The organism is Curtobacterium sp. MCBD17_034 (genome assembly GCF_003234515.1).
Lineage (GTDB): Bacteria > Actinomycetota > Actinomycetes > Actinomycetales > Microbacteriaceae > Curtobacterium.
Genome location: NZ_QKTN01000003.1, coordinates 31,479 through 46,081, shown reverse-complemented (window position 1 = coordinate 46,081; position 14,603 = coordinate 31,479). Strand labels below are relative to the sequence as shown.

Annotated in this window: 14 protein-coding genes; 2 read left to right on the top strand and 12 right to left on the bottom strand. The window is 72.9% G+C overall.

Annotated elements, in window-relative coordinates:
* Nucleotides 1-52: 52 nt before the first annotated feature.
* Nucleotides 53-268, bottom strand: coding sequence for a hypothetical protein (locus tag DEI92_RS06920; RefSeq protein ID WP_111012934.1), 216 nt, complete (start codon nucleotides 266-268; stop codon nucleotides 53-55).
* A 252-nt stretch (nucleotides 269-520) separates the two neighbouring features.
* Here DEI92_RS06920 and DEI92_RS06915 point away from each other — a divergent pair, with 252 nt between their 5' ends.
* Complete coding sequence (locus DEI92_RS06915; RefSeq protein ID WP_111012933.1) at nucleotides 521-1,753, top strand: ATP-binding protein; 1,233 nt, start codon at nucleotides 521-523, stop codon at nucleotides 1,751-1,753.
* 18 nt (nucleotides 1,754-1,771) lie between these two features.
* Here the strand turns inward: DEI92_RS06915 and DEI92_RS06910 are convergent, their stop codons facing one another.
* The 10 genes from DEI92_RS06910 to DEI92_RS06870 form a co-directional block, all read right to left on the bottom strand.
* Entirely contained in the window at nucleotides 1,772-4,138 is a 2,367-nt protein-coding gene (locus DEI92_RS06910; RefSeq protein WP_111012932.1) for a protease pro-enzyme activation domain-containing protein, read from the bottom strand.
* Nucleotides 4,139-4,330: 192 nt separating this feature from the next.
* The gene (locus tag DEI92_RS06905; RefSeq protein ID WP_309147133.1) at nucleotides 4,331-5,854 is read right to left on the bottom strand and encodes a sugar porter family MFS transporter; all 1,524 of its coding nucleotides are present in this window, start codon (nucleotides 5,852-5,854) and stop codon (nucleotides 4,331-4,333) included.
* 72 nt (nucleotides 5,855-5,926) lie between these two features.
* Nucleotides 5,927-6,511, bottom strand: coding sequence for a MarR family transcriptional regulator (locus DEI92_RS06900; protein ID WP_111012930.1), 585 nt, complete (start codon nucleotides 6,509-6,511; stop codon nucleotides 5,927-5,929).
* Nucleotides 6,512-6,556: 45 nt separating this feature from the next.
* Nucleotides 6,557-6,757, bottom strand: coding sequence for a hypothetical protein (locus DEI92_RS06895; RefSeq protein ID WP_111011666.1), 201 nt, complete (start codon nucleotides 6,755-6,757; stop codon nucleotides 6,557-6,559).
* The gene (locus tag DEI92_RS16310) at nucleotides 6,757-6,972 is read right to left on the bottom strand and encodes a hypothetical protein (RefSeq protein ID WP_146249123.1); all 216 of its coding nucleotides are present in this window, start codon (nucleotides 6,970-6,972) and stop codon (nucleotides 6,757-6,759) included. Before DEI92_RS16310 ends, DEI92_RS06895 begins: the two co-directional genes overlap by 1 nt.
* 77 nt (nucleotides 6,973-7,049) lie before the next feature.
* Nucleotides 7,050-7,640 carry a HutD family protein gene (locus DEI92_RS06890; RefSeq protein WP_181434725.1) on the bottom strand — a complete coding sequence of 197 codons (591 nt, stop codon included), beginning with the start codon at nucleotides 7,638-7,640 and terminating at the stop codon, nucleotides 7,050-7,052.
* Entirely contained in the window at nucleotides 7,637-8,833 is a 1,197-nt protein-coding gene (gene hutI, locus DEI92_RS06885; protein WP_111012929.1) for an imidazolonepropionase, read from the bottom strand. Before hutI ends, DEI92_RS06890 begins: the two co-directional genes overlap by 4 nt.
* A complete protein-coding gene (locus DEI92_RS06880) occupies nucleotides 8,830-10,143 on the bottom strand; it encodes a formimidoylglutamate deiminase (RefSeq protein ID WP_111012928.1) in 1,314 nt (437 codons plus the stop codon). Before DEI92_RS06880 ends, hutI begins: the two co-directional genes overlap by 4 nt.
* The gene (locus DEI92_RS06875) at nucleotides 10,140-11,372 is read right to left on the bottom strand and encodes an allantoate amidohydrolase (protein ID WP_111012927.1); all 1,233 of its coding nucleotides are present in this window, start codon (nucleotides 11,370-11,372) and stop codon (nucleotides 10,140-10,142) included. The genes DEI92_RS06880 and DEI92_RS06875 overlap by 4 nt, the downstream gene beginning before the upstream one ends.
* Complete coding sequence (locus tag DEI92_RS06870; RefSeq protein WP_111012926.1) at nucleotides 11,369-13,057, bottom strand: urocanate hydratase; 1,689 nt, start codon at nucleotides 13,055-13,057, stop codon at nucleotides 11,369-11,371. The genes DEI92_RS06875 and DEI92_RS06870 overlap by 4 nt, the downstream gene beginning before the upstream one ends.
* A 178-nt stretch (nucleotides 13,058-13,235) precedes the next feature.
* Between DEI92_RS06870 and DEI92_RS06865 the strand changes: the two genes are divergently transcribed.
* Nucleotides 13,236-14,009 carry an IclR family transcriptional regulator gene (locus DEI92_RS06865; protein ID WP_111012925.1) on the top strand — a complete coding sequence of 258 codons (774 nt, stop codon included), beginning with the start codon at nucleotides 13,236-13,238 and terminating at the stop codon, nucleotides 14,007-14,009.
* Nucleotides 14,010-14,110: 101 nt separating this feature from the next.
* Here DEI92_RS06865 and DEI92_RS06860 read toward each other — a convergent pair whose 3' ends face one another.
* Nucleotides 14,111-14,584 (bottom strand): GNAT family N-acetyltransferase, encoded by a 474-nt coding sequence (locus tag DEI92_RS06860; protein ID WP_181434723.1) that lies wholly within the window; start codon nucleotides 14,582-14,584, stop codon nucleotides 14,111-14,113.
* Nucleotides 14,585-14,603: the final 19 nt, after the last annotated feature.

Genomic DNA, 14,603 nt, shown 5'->3' with positions numbered 1-14,603 from the left:
GTGTCCACAGCAGTCGCCACTTGCCGTACCCTCCGTCTCCCGGGCCGTGCCCTCAGTCCTCCGTGTCGACGCCACCCGGTCGCACCGCCGCGGTGTCGGCGACATCGATCCGGGTCATGCCGTCGCCACGGTCCTCGGTGGTGATCCGCGGGGCCGCATCCGCCTCGGTCGACCCCGAAGCCCGGGTGAGCTCGTCGTGGCGCCGCTCCGAGAACGTCATGTCCACGCCGTCGTCGGTCGTCTCGAGGGGATCGCGAGCATCCGTCATACGAGGGACGCTACCCGCCGCTACACGAATTGGATGCGTGAGCAGCACCGATGCCACCAGCTCCAGCTCCATCTCGTGGAGTTGCATGCCGACGTGCAGCCGGGGCGGCCGCCGGCCCTATCGGCTCGGCTGGCGGGATGTCGCACGAGCTGACCCGCGCCGTCCATCACGAGACCGGGACGACGGTCCACGAGGAGCAGGTTGCTCGTTAAATTTAACACCGTCACCTGCCGGATGTGCTAAATTTATCAAGTGCGCTCACCTCTCACGAACCCGTTCCAACCGGGTTCCGACGTGGTTCCAGATGTATGGGCTGGTCGTGTCGAGCAGTTGGCCGATTGGCGGGACGTCGTTCGCCCGCGTCGTCATGCGGGCCTGTACGAGACAGGCCGAACCATCCTCGGTGAACCTGGTACCGGCAAGTCGAGCCTGGTACGCCGGATCGCACGCGATGCCGCAGAGGGCGGCGACTGGGTCACCCCCCAACTGCGCATAGCTGCCGGTGCTGATCCGCTGAAGATCGTCGCGTCCGCAGTGCTGCGGCTGGCCGACAAGGCCGGCCTCCTGGCAACGAGTCGGCAACGGGTCCTGGACGTCCTCGCGCGAGTCGAACAGATCGCGGTGTCGGGGTTCTCCGTCGCGGTGCGCGGAGAAGCAGGACCAGAGCCGTTCACCGCACTGTTCGACCTGCTGGTCGAACTCGGGCAGGCCGCCATCGCGCAGAACACCGTGGTGTTGATCCACATCGACGAGGTGCAGAACATCACCGACGAGGCAGCGCTGTCGCAGTTGCTCATCGCTCTCGGTGACGCGCTGTCGCACCAGGTCGAGGTCACGGCTCCGGGCGGTGTCCTCGTCGAGCGACACCTGCCCCTCGCCGTGTACCTGACGGGGCTGCCGGACTTCGAGGACATGGCCGGCGCTCGGAAGGGCGCCACCTTCGCCCGGCGATTCCGCACCATCACGCTTGCCGCCCTCGACGAGGCGGATCTCCTGCAGGCGCTGCAGCCATTCGTGTTCGACGGTTGGGCCACCCCCGACGGGAACGGCGGTCTCGAATCTATCCAGATGAGTTCCGGGGCTGCGAGAGCCGTCGTGGCTCTCTGCTGCGGGGAGCCGTTCCTGTTCCAGCTCGCCGGTCAACGCGCCTGGAATGCAGGGAGCGCCTCGACCATCTCCCAGGAGGAGGTCGTGGCCGGGTGGCGCGGAGCTCAGGGTGAGGCCTCGGCACACGTCGAGCGCATCCTGAACCGGCTGCCGGCTCGTGAACACGAGTTCGTCGACGCGATGGCGGCGCTGCCGCCGGCCGACCGCACGCTGACGAAGATCGCCGCCCAGATGGGCATGACCTCCGCGACGAAGGTGGGGCCGTTCTCGCAGCGACTGGACACGGTCCGCGGGATCATCGACCGGGGCAAGCCCTACTCGTTCCGCAACCGTGCCGTCGAGGCGTACCTGACGACGGACTGGCCGCGCGTCGACTGACCCAGCCCTCCTGGCAACTCAGCCCTTCGTGCCCGTCGACCAGATGCCCGTCGAGCCCTTCTTGAGCACGACGTTGCCGTTGCCCTGCACGACGAGCGTCGTGCCCGACCCGGCCCGGCTGGTGTTCGACGCCCACCGCGCCTTGCCCGAGGTGTCGTAGACCACCAGGTTGCCGTCCGCCTGCAGGCTCATGTACGCGCCGTGGTACTTGCTCGTGTTCGTCGCCCAGCGCGCTCGGCCGCCGATGTACATGACGAGGTTGCCGTCGGCCTGCATGATGAACTGCCGCGTGCCCGAGCCGTCCTGGATGAACTGGCCGCCGGTCAGCGTCACGGGCGCCTTGAGGGTGTCGCGGCCGGACAGCCCCGTGTGCCAGAGCACCGTGCTCCCCCTGGTCAGACGGAGGTCGCCCGTGTTCGTGACCGCCAGGACAGCCCCGCTGCCCTTGCCGCTCGTGCGGGACTGCCACACCGCCTTCTGCGCGGCCGTGTAGATGACCGCGTTGCCGTCGGCCTGCACCGCGAGCGAGGTCCCACCACGGCCGTTCGTCCCGGACGACCAGAGCGCACGCCCGTTGCCGTACAGCACGAGGTTGCCGTCGGCCTGCATCGTCAGCGTGTACTGCTGGTTCGGCGACGTGATCGAGTGGCCGACGGCGAGGGTCGCGGGCGCGGTCAGCGAGGTGCTGCAGCTGCTCGTCCCGGGCAGCGCGGTCGCCAGGGCCGCCCAGTTCGGGGAACCGAGACCGGTCGCCATGTCGTAGCCGGTGGTCGCGCTGTAGAGCAGGTTGTTGCCGCTCGTGACGTCGCGGAAGTCCCCGCGGTTCCCGTAGAGCGCCGCGTGCACGTCGCCGACGCCGGTGCTGCAGCCGAGGCTCGACAGGGTGGCGGCGAGCTGCCCCGCCATGATCGGCGCCGCCGCGCTCGTCCCACCGCCGAGGACCCAGCCGCCCTCCGCGCCGATGTAGACGCCGGGGCCGGTGTCGGGATCGGCCACCGCGCTGATGTCCGGTACCAGCCGCGTGCTGCCCGGGAGGCCCACACCGCTCTGGTACGTCGGCCGCGCGGTCCGGGTCGAGGACCCACCACCGCTGCCGACCGCGTCGGCCCGGTCGCTCCAGGCGGTCTCGCGCCAGCTCGTGCCGCTCCCCGTGAGGCTGGTCCCGCCGACACCGACGACCGACGGCACGACGGCCGGGAAGTCGACGTCGGGCGTGCTCGAGGTCCCGCCGCCGCAGTCGTAGGCGCCGTCATCACCCGAGGCCGCGAAGGTGGTCGCACCGGCGACGACCGCGCGATCGATGGCGTCCTGGACGGCGCTCTCGAACGACGAGGACAGCGACGACTCGCACATCCCCCACGAGGTGCTCAGCGCGACGATGCCACTGCTCGTGACGTCGGTCGCGACGCGGTCGTACGCGTCGTAGATGCCCTGGGCCGAGTTCGGCGCGACGTAGATGCGCTGGGACGCCTTCGGCGCGGTGGCGAAGAGCATCTCCTGGTCCAGGGCGACCTCGGAGCCGCCACCGTCGACGGACGTGGTGGTCGACGCGCCGTCGACCGCGACCTGCGTGATCGACGGCAACGTGACGCCCACGGCGTTCGCGTAGGTGGTCAGATCGCTCTTCGACCAGCCGGAGAACTGCACCGTGGCGACCGTCGTCCCGGCACCGGTGCTCCCGGAGCGCGTCACGCCGTAGGCGCTGGCCAGGTCGGCCGGGGTCCTGCCGCCGGGGAGTGCGTGGTGCTCGAACACCGGGCGCTGGTCGAGGCCGAGCACGGTCGTCACCGCGCCGGACAGGCCCGACGGCAGGTCCAGCGCCGTCGTCGGGTGCAGGGTGTCCCCCTTGCCCGCGAGGTCGACGCCGAACACGGACTCCGCCTGGGCGACCGTGCCCGAGACCTGGACGTCCCACGTGTCCTGTGCGGTGACGTGGAGGCCCGCCGCACGGAGTGCGTCGACCACGTCGTCCCGGGTGTCCGTGGTCGGGGCGACGTCGGTGAGCGCGTCCTTCCGCTGGGCCTTCGTCATGGTGTCCGCCCGGCGGACCAGGTCGCGGAGTTCACCGCGATCGGACGGCTGCAGCACGACCGTCATGTCGATCGGAGCACCGCTGGGGGCCGGGGCCGTCGCTGTCGCGGAGGGGGCGGGCGTCGTGGCCGAGGGGCTCGGCGACGCGGTCGGCGCGGCCGATGCGGTGGCCCCGGACGCGGGCGAGGCCGCCGACGGCGCGGGCGCCGCGGCGGAGGGGGTGGACGTCGACGCGGCGGACGTCGTGGCGGTGGTCGCGCCTCCCGGCTCGTCCGCCACCGCGGGGAGGGCCGAGCCGGTGACCGTGAGGGCGGCGGCGGCGACGACGATGAGGGGCAGACGGACGGTGCGCATGGTCACTCTCGGAGGCTGAGCGGTCGGGGGTGCCCGGCGCCGATTCGGGTTGCGATCGCCGACCTGACGACGCTAGCCCGAGCGGAGGCCCGACAACAGCCCCTGTGCGACCTCACAGACCCCCAGTTGGCGGGGTCGTGTCGGCGGGGTGGGCGCCCGGAGGCGGTCAGGGGCGCGTGGGCCGGAGCGTGATCAGGGGCGTGACGACCCGCCGTCCTGCTGGTACCGGGCGTTCGTGACGTCGTTCGTCGACCCGTGGATCGAGATCGCCCCCGTGGCGAAGTCGGCTTCGAGCTGCTCGAGCGATCGCCCCCGGGTCTCGGGGACGACCGTGAGCACGAACACGAGCGCGGCGGCGTTGAGCACGGCGAACACGAAGAACGTCGTCGAGATCCCGAAGGCCGCGACGGCGATGGGGAACGTCAGGCTGACCCCGAAGTTCGCGAGCCAGAGCACGAGTGCGGTGAGCCCCATGCCGGCCCCACGGAGGCGCAGCGGGAACACCTCGGAGAGCATGAGCCACACGAGTGGCCCGATGGTGCCCTGCATGATGCCGACGAAACAGATGATGAACACGAGGACGACCACCGCGCGGAGCGTGCCCTGCGGCAGGATCACCGACGCCAGACCGATCAGCAGATGGAACAGGGTCGTGCCCGCGAACCCGCTGATGAGGAACGTGCGCCGGCCCAGTCGGTTGATGAAGCGGAGGCCGATCACGACGGCGAGGACCGCGATCACCCCCGAGCCGACGTTCGCGATCAGGGCACCCTGCTGGCTGAACCCGGACTCCTGCAGCACCTGCGTGCCGTAGTACATGATCGAGTTGATCCCGGTGACCTGCTGGGCGATGCCGAGTCCGCCGCCGATGTACACGAGCCTGCGGAGCCACGGCTCGCGGAACAGATCGCGGATCCGGCCGGAGCGGGCCTCCGCTTCCTCCGCGGCGAGGTCGTGCAGCTCGGCCATCTCGGCCACCGCGCGCTCGTCCGAGCGGATGGTGCGGAGCACGGCGAGCGCGTCGTCCTCGCGCCCCTTGCCGAGCAGCCACCGCGGGCTCTCCGGCACGCGGAGCATGCCGATGAACAGCGCGACGGCGGGGATCAGCGCGACCGCGAGCATGTACCGCCAGACGTCGGTGTGGGAGCCCCAGATCGACCCGATCACGGCGTTGATCGCGAATGCGGCCAGCTGCCCCGTCACGATCATGAGCTCGTTCCGGGTCACGAGACCGCCGCGCTTCTCGGTCGGCGACAGCTCCGCCAGGAACACCGGGACCGTGACGGACGCCCCGCCGACGGCGATGCCGAGGACGAACCGCGCCGCGACGAGGACCTCCCACGTCGGGGACAGCACGCACGCGAGCGCGGCGACGAAGAAGACGACGGCGAGCGTGCGGATGGTGGGTCGCCGACCGTTGTGGTCGGAGATGCGACCCGTGGTGAACGCGCCGAGCGCCGCCCCGACGAGGATCGCCGACGTCACGAGCCCCTCGGTCGTGGGTGTGAGCCCGAGATCCGCGGTGAGCGAGTCGAGCGCGCCGTTGACGACGCCGGTGTCGTACCCGAAGAGCAGACCGCCGAAGGTCGCGACGACCGCGACGAACCCGAGCCGTCGCGAGTACGGACCCGGGGTCAGCGGTGGCAGGGCCCGTCCGCCCGGTGCAGGTCGCCCCGTCGTGTCGGCTCCCCCGGCTGTCGTGCTCCGCGTCGCCACCATCGCTCCTCGTGATCCGCCCCGTCGGAGACCCGACGGTCGGGCCGTCGCTCGGAGGGGGAGGAATCGACGCTATCGAGCGGCGTCCGCGTGGTCGCTCAGCTGCTCCTGTCCGGTGGATCCGTCGGCGGGGACAGCCGGTGTGGAGGCCGTCTCGGCGGCGGCCCGCTCGGCCATGGCGGTCGTCAGGGTCGTCAGCACACGGGTCACGACGGCGTTGTCCTCGTCGGACAGCCGGTCGAAGACGTCCACGACGGACTCGTGGAACCGCTCGTACGCGGCGTCGATCTTGCGGGCGGCCTGCTCGCTCGGCTCGAGGACCTGCGCGCGCCGGTCGCTCGGGTGCGCCACCCGCCGGAGGTCGCCCTTGCGCTCGAGCTCGTCGACGATCTTGGTGACCGACGCGTTCGACACGTTGAGCATGACGACGAGGTCCTTGGGGCCCATGGCCCGCTCGTCACGCTGCGCCTGGAGCAGGTAGCGGATGGCGTGGAACTCGTTCTTCGTCAGGCCGCTCGCGACCCGGGCGCGCTCGATCTGTTGCTCCTCGGCGCTCTGCACGCCCAGGAGCGCGTCGACGGCCTGGCGAGCGGCCGCGCTCCGCGGCTCTCGTGCGTACAGGTGCCGCGCTTCGCGGCGGACGACGGTCAACGGCATCGGCGGATGTGGTCCTTCTGGTCGGTCGTTCCGGTGGCGTGGATGCTACGCGGTGGGTGCCGCGAAGAAGTCGGCGTAGCTCGGGCCGCTCGCGGCGCCCGATCCCCGCCCGGACAGCAGGCGCGGGTCCTCGACCCGACGCGAGACATAGGCGTCGATGACGGCCGGGTCGGTCAGTCCGTAGCGTCGACCCGCGCCCGCGCGCATCGTGCCGGCGCCGGACCAGGCCTGGTACGTGCTGTGCATCAGCAGACACCCCGATCGGCGAGCAGCGGCCGCATGTCGATCGGCTGCGTCGGCGGGAACCGGTCGAGCGCGGCACTCGACGGGTCGATGAAGGAGGTCCCGGAGACCCGGGGGTGGGGCTGCGCGATGCTCATCATGGTCTCGTTTCTGGCGGCGTCGCCGGGCGCGATCGGGGTGATGATGCCCGGGGGTGGGGCACGGCAAAAGAATGCCACGTCGTGAACTACTCGCGCAACGAAACAGTAGTCAATCTGTTCGTTCCGTTCGGAAAACGGACAGATCGTGAACCGCGTCAGCGGCGCGTCCGGATCCGGACCAGGCAGACGAGCCCGGATCCCCGGACGCGGAGGCGCGCGTCCAGGTGGTCGAAGAGGACCGCATCGCCCGGCGCCAGTGGCGTCGGAGGCCCGTCCGGACCGAGCGCGGCCGGCTCGGCGATCGCTGTCCGGCCGTCCAGCGCGACGACGACGGTCAGATCGGCCGCGTCCGCGAGGACCTCCGCCTCGACACCCGGATCGACGTCGACCACGGCGACGTCCGCCACCGCGCGCCCCCGCCGGGTCATCACGTTGAGGTCGCGGGTCGCGGTCGTGCTCGTCGCGGCCACGGCCTCCTCGCCGGTGAACGTGACCGATCCGAACGGTGGGACGATCTGCACGGCATCCGCGACCGTGAGCGCGAGCGGCTCCGGCCCCAGGCACACGAGCGTGCGGTCCACACCCGGCAACGTGCTGAACGGACCGGGTGCCTCGACCGCGGCGATGCTGATCCGCCAGTCCCACGTGGGGGACGCCGAGGGCCCGCGGGCCAGTTCCCACGTCACGCCGCCGCCGTTGGCCCAGGGCCCGGGCTCGACGTCGGCGAACCGGACGAGCTCGGTCACCGGACCGCGGGATCCGCGGCGGCCCAGCGCTCCGTCCGGACGCCGGAACGCCAGACCCCCGCGACGAGTTGCACGCCCGGCCGGTACGCCAGGTGGACGTACGAGGGCGCGTCGAGCACGACGAGGTCCGCGCGGCTGCCCACGCGCAGGACGCCGACGTCGTCCCGTCGGAGTGCGGCGGCACCCCCGGTGGTCGCGGCCGCGAGGGCCTCGTCCGGCGTCATGCCCATCTGCGTCACCGCGAGCGCGATGCAGAAGGGCATCGCGGTCGTGAAGGACGATCCGGGGTTGCAGTCCGTCGCGATCGCCGTCCGGACACCCGCGTCGCGGAGGCGCGCGACCGACGGGAACGGTTGCCGTGTCGAGAACTCCGCCCCGGGCACGAACGTCGCGACGGTGCTCGACCCGGCGAGTGCGTCCACGTCGTCGTCGTCGAGGAACGTGCAGTGGTCGACGCTCGCGGCCCCGAGCTCCACCCCGAGGCGTGCCGCTCCGGACGCGGTCAGCTGGTTCGCGTGCACCCGGAGACCGAGCCCCGCCGCCTGCCCGGCGAGCAGGATCCGTCGTGCCTCGTCGACGTCGAACGCGCCCTCCTCGCAGAAGACGTCGATCCACCGGGCGTGGGGTCGGCAGGCCTCGAGCATCGCACCGGCCACCAGGTCGACGTAGGCGTTCCGGTCACCCGCGGACTCCTCGGGGACGACGTGCGCGCCGAGGAACGTCGTGTCGTCGGTGAACCGCGCGGCGATCCGGAGCAGCCGCGCCTCGTCCTCGACGGTCAGGCCGTAGCCGCTCTTGATCTCGACCGACGTCGTGCCCGAGCGCAGGGCCTCGTCGAGCAGGCGGGACGTCCGGGCGACCAGGGCCTCCTCCGTCGCCGCCCGGGTCGCGCGCACCGTGGTGCGGATGCCGCCCGCGGCGTAGGGACGGCCCGCCATCCGGGCGGCGAACTCGTCGGTGCGGTCGCCCCCGAACACCATGTGCGCGTGGCTGTCGACGAACCCCGGCACGACACACGCGCCCGCGACGTCGGTGCGGCGGTCGGCGGCCGGCGCGGCGGCAGCGTCCCCGACCCAGGCGACCCGGTCGCCGTCGAGCACGAGCGCGGCGTCGTGGCGGAGGCCGAGCGGCCCCTCGCCGAGTCCGGGGTCGAGCGTCGCGAGCAGGCCGATCCCGGTGACGAGTTCGCTCATGCTCCACCTCGGAACCGATCGGTGACGGCCACGGTGTCGGCGCGCGCTCGGGCCGGGTCGCGGAGCCGTCCGCCGAGCACGACCGCGGTGACGTCCGCCGCGGTCGCAGTGTGGAGCAGCTCCTCCGGGGCCGATCCGGCGGTGCGGACGGACCGCGGATCGATGCCGACGACGTCGAAGGGGGCGCCGACGACCGGCCCGCCGGTGGGTGCGGGGTCACCCGCGGGCCGGAGTGCCCGGTGCCCGTCCACCCCGCCGGCACGCCAGAGCTCGGACGGGGTGAAGACGCCGCGACGCCCGGCCGCGAGCCGCGCACCGCGTTCGACACCGCGGAGCTCCTCGAACGGGTCGACGACGACGTTCTGATCCGAGCCGATGCTGACCACGGCCCCGGCGTCGGCCAGGTCCCAGGCGCGGCCGAGTCCGTCCCCGAGGTCGGCCTCGGTCGTCGGGCACATCGACACCCCGACCCGCGCGGTGCCGAGCAGGCGGACGTCCTCGTCGGTCAGGTGGGTCGCGTGGACGACGGTCGTCCGCGCGGCCAGGGCGCCGGCCCGGTCGAGCAGCGCGGTCGGCGTCAGTCCGGTGGCCGCCGTGCTCGCGGTGTTCTCGGCCGGCTGCTCGGACAGGTGCACGTGCAGCGGAACGGTGGGCGGCAGGAGCTCGACGGCACGTGCGGCCTCGTGCTCGGACACGGCCCGGACGGAGTGCAGGGCGGCTCCGAGCGTCACGGTCGGGTGCTCGCGGGCCAGGACGTCCCGCAGCGCCCACCACCGCTCCGCCCAGCGCTCGACCGTGCCGTCGCCGAACCGACGTTGCGCGCCCTCGAGCGGGGCTCCGAACCCGGCGGACAGGTAGCAGGTGTCGAGGAGGGTCAGACGGATCCCGGTGCTCGCCGCGGCGGCCGCGAGCGCCAGCTCCATGTCGTGCGCGGGGTAGGGGGTGCCGTCGTCCCGGTGGTGCAGGTAGTGGAACTCGCCGACCGCGCCGTACCCGGCGGCGACCATCTCGCCGTACACGGCGAGCGCCACGTCGTGCAGGGTGTCCGGGTCGAGGGCCGCGACCACCGCGTACATGCGGGTCCGCCACGTCCAGAAGTCCCCGCCGCGCGCGTTCGTCCGGCCGCGGAGCAGGCGGTGGAACGCGTGCGAGTGTGTGTTCGCGAACGCGGGGACCGCCGTGTCGACCGCGAGGTCCGCGCGTCCCGTACCGGGCTCGACCGCGGTCACCACGCCGTCGCCGTCGAGGTCGACGGTCAGCGGCCCGGTGACGACGTCCGGCAGCACCAGGCGCCCCAGCTGGACCCTCACGTCAGCTCCCGGAGCACGGCGACGAGCGCGTCGACGCCGGCCCGCACGTCGTCGACGGACGCGGACTCGCCCGGTGCGTGCGAGACGCCGTCCGGGTTGCGGACGAACAGCATGCCGGTCGGGACGTGGGCGCTGAGCACACCGGCGTCGTGCCCCGCGCCCGTCGGGACCCGTGGGGGCTCGCCGAGCACGGTGGCCATGCGGTCCGTCAGCGTGGTGTCGAACGCGACACGCGGGCTGAACGACTCCTCGGCCACCTCGACGACGCACCCCTCCGCGACGGCCGCCGATCGGGCCTCCCGGCCGATCGCGTCGACGAGCGCACGGACATCCGCGTCCTCCTCGGCGCGGGCGTCGAGCGAGAGCGTGACCGACGACGCGATGGCGTTCGTGCCGCCCGGGACGACGCCGATCCGGCCCACGGTCGCCCTGGCCCGCGCGGCGGCGGGTGCGGCGAGCGACCGGGCCCGCGCACCGCGCACGACCTCGGCGGCGACGAGCACGGGGTCACGCCGGTCGGCGAGCTCGGTCGCGCCGGCGTGGTCGCCGCGACCCTCGATGCGGACCGACCAGCGTCCGTGCGCGAGGATCGTCGTCGCCAGGCCGACGGACGCGTCGAGCGGCGCCAGCTGCCGTCCCTGCTCGACGTGCAGCTCCACGAACGCGGCGATGCCCGCCAGCCGGTCGGGGTCCGGTCCGATCCGCGCCGGGTCGAGCCCGGCCGCCGTGAACGCGTCGGCGAGCCGCACGCCCGTCGGATCGGTGAGCGCGCGCGCCCGCTCGGGCGACACGGCGCCGGTCATGAGCCCGGATCCGAGACACGCGACGCCGAAGCGCGCGCCCTCCTCCTCGGCGAACACGACGACCCGGAGCGGGCGGGAGGGCCGGTGCGCGTCCGCCTGCAACCGGGCGACCGCGGCGAGTGCGGTCACGACGCCGAGCGGGCCGTCGTACGCGCCGCCGCCGGGCACCGAGTCGAGGTGACTGCCGGTCACGACCGCGGGGAGGTCGTCCGTGACGTCGTCGACGTCCCAGGTCGCCCACACGTTGGCGTTGCCGTCCACCTCGACACGGAGGCCCATGCCCTCCGCCGCCGCGACGAACCAGGCCCGCATCGCGCGGTCCGCGTCGTCGAGGAGGTGTCGGCTGTGCCCGCCGCGGACGGGATCGCGTCCGATGTCGTCGAGCTCGCGGAGGAGCGCGACGGCGTCCGTGCTGCTCGTGGTCACGCCTCCTCGATCATCGGGATGTGCAGCCCGCGCTCGCGGGCGACGTCGGCGGCGTGCTCGTACCCGGCGTCGACGTGCCGCATCACCCCGGTGCCGGGGTCGTTCGTCAGCACCCGCTCGATCTTCTGCGCGGCGAGGTCCGTGCCGTCGGCGACGACGACCTGCCCGGCGTGGATCGACCGGCCGATGCCGACACCGCCGCCGTGGTGGATCGACACCCAGGTCGCGCCGGACGCGGTGTTGAGCAGGGCGTTGAGGAGCGGCCAGTCGGCGATCGCGTCGGATCCGTCCTTCATGGCCTCGGTCTCGCGGTAGGGGGACGCGACCGATCCGGAGTCGAGGTGGTCGCGGCCGATCGCGATGGGTGCGCTCAGCTCGCCGCTCGCCACCATCGCGTTGAACGTGAGACCGGCGAGGTGCCGTTCCTTGTAACCGAGCCAGCAGATCCGGGCCGGCAGTCCCTCGAAGTGCACCGTCTCGCCCGCGGCCTCGATCCACCGGCGCAGGCGCTCGTTCTCGGGGAACAGCTCGAGGATCGCGCGGTCCGTCTTGGCGATGTCCTCCGGGTCGCCGGACAGCGCCGCCCAGCGGAACGGTCCACGGCCCTCCTCGAACTGCGGGCGGATGTACGCCGGCACGAACCCGGGGAACGCGAACGCCCGGTCGTACCCGCCGAGTTCGGCCTCGCGTCGGATCGAGTTGCCGTAGTCGAACACGTCGGCGCCCGCGTCGAGGAACCCGACCATCGCGGCGACGTGCTTCGCCATGCTCGCCCGCGCGTCGGCGGTGAAGCCCTCGGGGTCGGCCGCGGCCCGCTCGTGCCACTCGTCGACGGTGTAGCCCTCGGGCAGGTAGCTCAGCGGATCGTGCGCACTGGTCTGGTCGGTGACGACGTCGACGGCGACGCCCCGCTCCAGGATCTCCGTGAACACGGTGGCGGCGTTGCCGACCAGTCCGACGGACAGCGGCCGACGGTCGGTCTTGGCGGCGAGCACCCGGTCGAGCGCGTCGTCGAGGTCCTCGGTCATCTCGTCGAGGTAGCCGTGGTCGACGCGGCGGGCGATCCGTGCCGCGTCGACGTCGACCACGAGCACGGCGCCGCCGTTCAACGTGACGGCGAGGGGCTGCGCGCCACCCATGCCACCGGCACCACCGGTCAGCGTCAGCGTGCCCGCGAGCGACGCGGTCCGCTCGTCCTCGCCCGCTCGCGCGGCGCGCTCTGCCGCGACGGCCGCGAAGGTCTCGTACGTGCCCTGCAGGATGCCCTGCGTCCCGATGTAGATCCAGGAGCCCGCGGTCATCTGCCCGTACATCGTCAGCCCGAGCTGCTCGAGGCGCCGGAACTCGGGCCAGGTCGCCCAGTCGCCCACGAGGTTCGAGTTCGCGATGAGGACCCGTGGCGCCCACTCATGCGTGCGGAACACACCGACCGGCTTGCCCGACTGGACGAGCAGGGTCTCGTCCGCCTCGAGCTCACGCAGCGTCCGCACGATCGCGTCGTACGCGGCCCAGCTGCGCGCCGCCCGCCCGGTGCCCCCGTAGACCACGAGGTCCTCGGGGCGTTCGGCGACCTCGGGGTCGAGGTTGTTCATGAGCATCCGCATCGGGGCTTCGGTCTGCCACGAGCGGGCGGTGATCTCGGGGCCGCGCGGCGCGCGCACCGAGTGCGTGGTGGTGTCGGTCAAGGGGTCCTCCGGATCGTCGTCGTCCCCATGACAGCGCACCCCCGTCGCCGGCACAGCGAGTCCGGAGGCACTAGGGTCTCGGATACGAGACGCGTCACGTGGCGGAAACAGCCCCGTCACGTGGCGGTCGATCCGGCCCGTCACGCACCCCGGCGGCCGCAGGACGGACGGGAGGACCGTGGCCGAGCCCCGCTCTGTCCCCGCCGCCACGAACGCGGTCCGGCTGCTCCGGTACCTCGGCGCCCAACGCGGGCCCGTGACCGCTGCGGCCGTCGCCCGCGAACTCCGCCTGCCCCGGTCGTCGACGTACCACCTGCTCGCCGCGCTCGAGGCCGAGGGGTTCGTCGTGCACTACCCCGAGGAGCGGCGGTACGGGATCGGCGTCGCCGCGTTCGAACTCGGGTCCGGGTACCTCCGGCAGGCGCCGCTCGCCCGGCTCGGCGCCCCCGTCCTCGGCTCGCTCGTCGACCGACTCGGCGAGAGCGCGCACATCGCCGTTCTCCAGGGCCGCGACGTCGTCTACGTCCTCGAGGAGCGCGCCCCGCACCGCCCCGTCCTGGTCTCGGACGTCGGGGTCCGACTGCCGAGCCACGTCACCGCGAGCGGTCGAGCGATGCTCGCCGAGCTCGACGCCCCCCAGATCCGCGCCCTGTTCCCCGATCGGACCGTGTTCGCCGAGGGGGACGACCCCCGCGACCCCCGCGGTCTCCGCACCGTGCTCGCCGCCACCCGGGCGCGCGGGTTCGCGTGGGAGCACGAGGGCGTGAGCGCCGGGCTCGCGTCCGTCGCACTCTGCGTCCGCGACAGCACGGGGTGGCCCGTCGCGTCGATCGCCGTCACGTTCCGCACCGAGGACTACGCCGAGGAACGGTGGCCCGAGCTCGCCGAGCGCGTCCGGCCGTTCGCGCGGGAGCTGCAGCGCCGCGTGGCGGGCCCCGCCACCACTGGCTGAGCCGCCATCCCCCGCCCCGGGATCCGCCTGTTTCCGACGGGGTGCGCGTCGTCCGACACCAACACCGTCGACTCATGGCGGGTCACCAGGGGCGCAGGCGGTCAGAGCACCCGCGCGAAGCAGACCGAGCTCGGGTTGTCGGCGTAGCGGCCGAACGGCGCGATCCGCGAGAACCCGGATCGTTCGAGGAACCGGACGGTCTGCGTCGCCTGGGATCCCGTCTCCATGACCAGGGCCGGGGCGCCCAGTTCGCGGCCGGCAGCGATCAGGTGCTCCAGGAGCGCATCGGCCACGCCGAGACTCCGCGCGTCGGACCGGACGTAGAGCTTCCGGACCTCGTGGACCCCGTCCTGGACCGGCGTGAGCCCCGCACACCCGATCGGGACGCCCGCGCTGTCCCGGGCGAGCAGGTGCACGGGCACCTCGTCGGCCGTGAGCTCGGGACCGAGGTCCGGTCCGGCGTTGACGCTGTTGAGCTCGATCCGGGCAGCGGCACGGAGGCGGATCGCGCTCTCGGCGTCGTACGGCTCGGGCGCGATGGTGAACGACCAGGGCTCGGGCTTGAGGTAGGGCACCGGGGATCGCCTCGTTCCA

What these genes read in the sequence shown, in the direction of transcription:
- DEI92_RS06920 (WP_111012934.1), bottom strand. Translation starts at nt 268, where the DNA reads ATGACGGATGCTCGCGATCCCCTCGAGACGACCGACGACGGCGTGGAC.
- DEI92_RS06910 (WP_111012932.1), bottom strand. Translation starts at nt 4,138, where the DNA reads ATGCGCACCGTCCGTCTGCCCCTCATCGTCGTCGCCGCCGCCGCCCTC.
- DEI92_RS06900 (WP_111012930.1), bottom strand. Translation starts at nt 6,511, where the DNA reads ATGCCGTTGACCGTCGTCCGCCGCGAAGCGCGGCACCTGTACGCACGA.
- DEI92_RS06895 (WP_111011666.1), bottom strand. Translation starts at nt 6,757, where the DNA reads ATGCACAGCACGTACCAGGCCTGGTCCGGCGCCGGCACGATGCGCGCG.
- hutI (WP_111012929.1), bottom strand. Translation starts at nt 8,833, where the DNA reads ATGAGCGAACTCGTCACCGGGATCGGCCTGCTCGCGACGCTCGACCCC.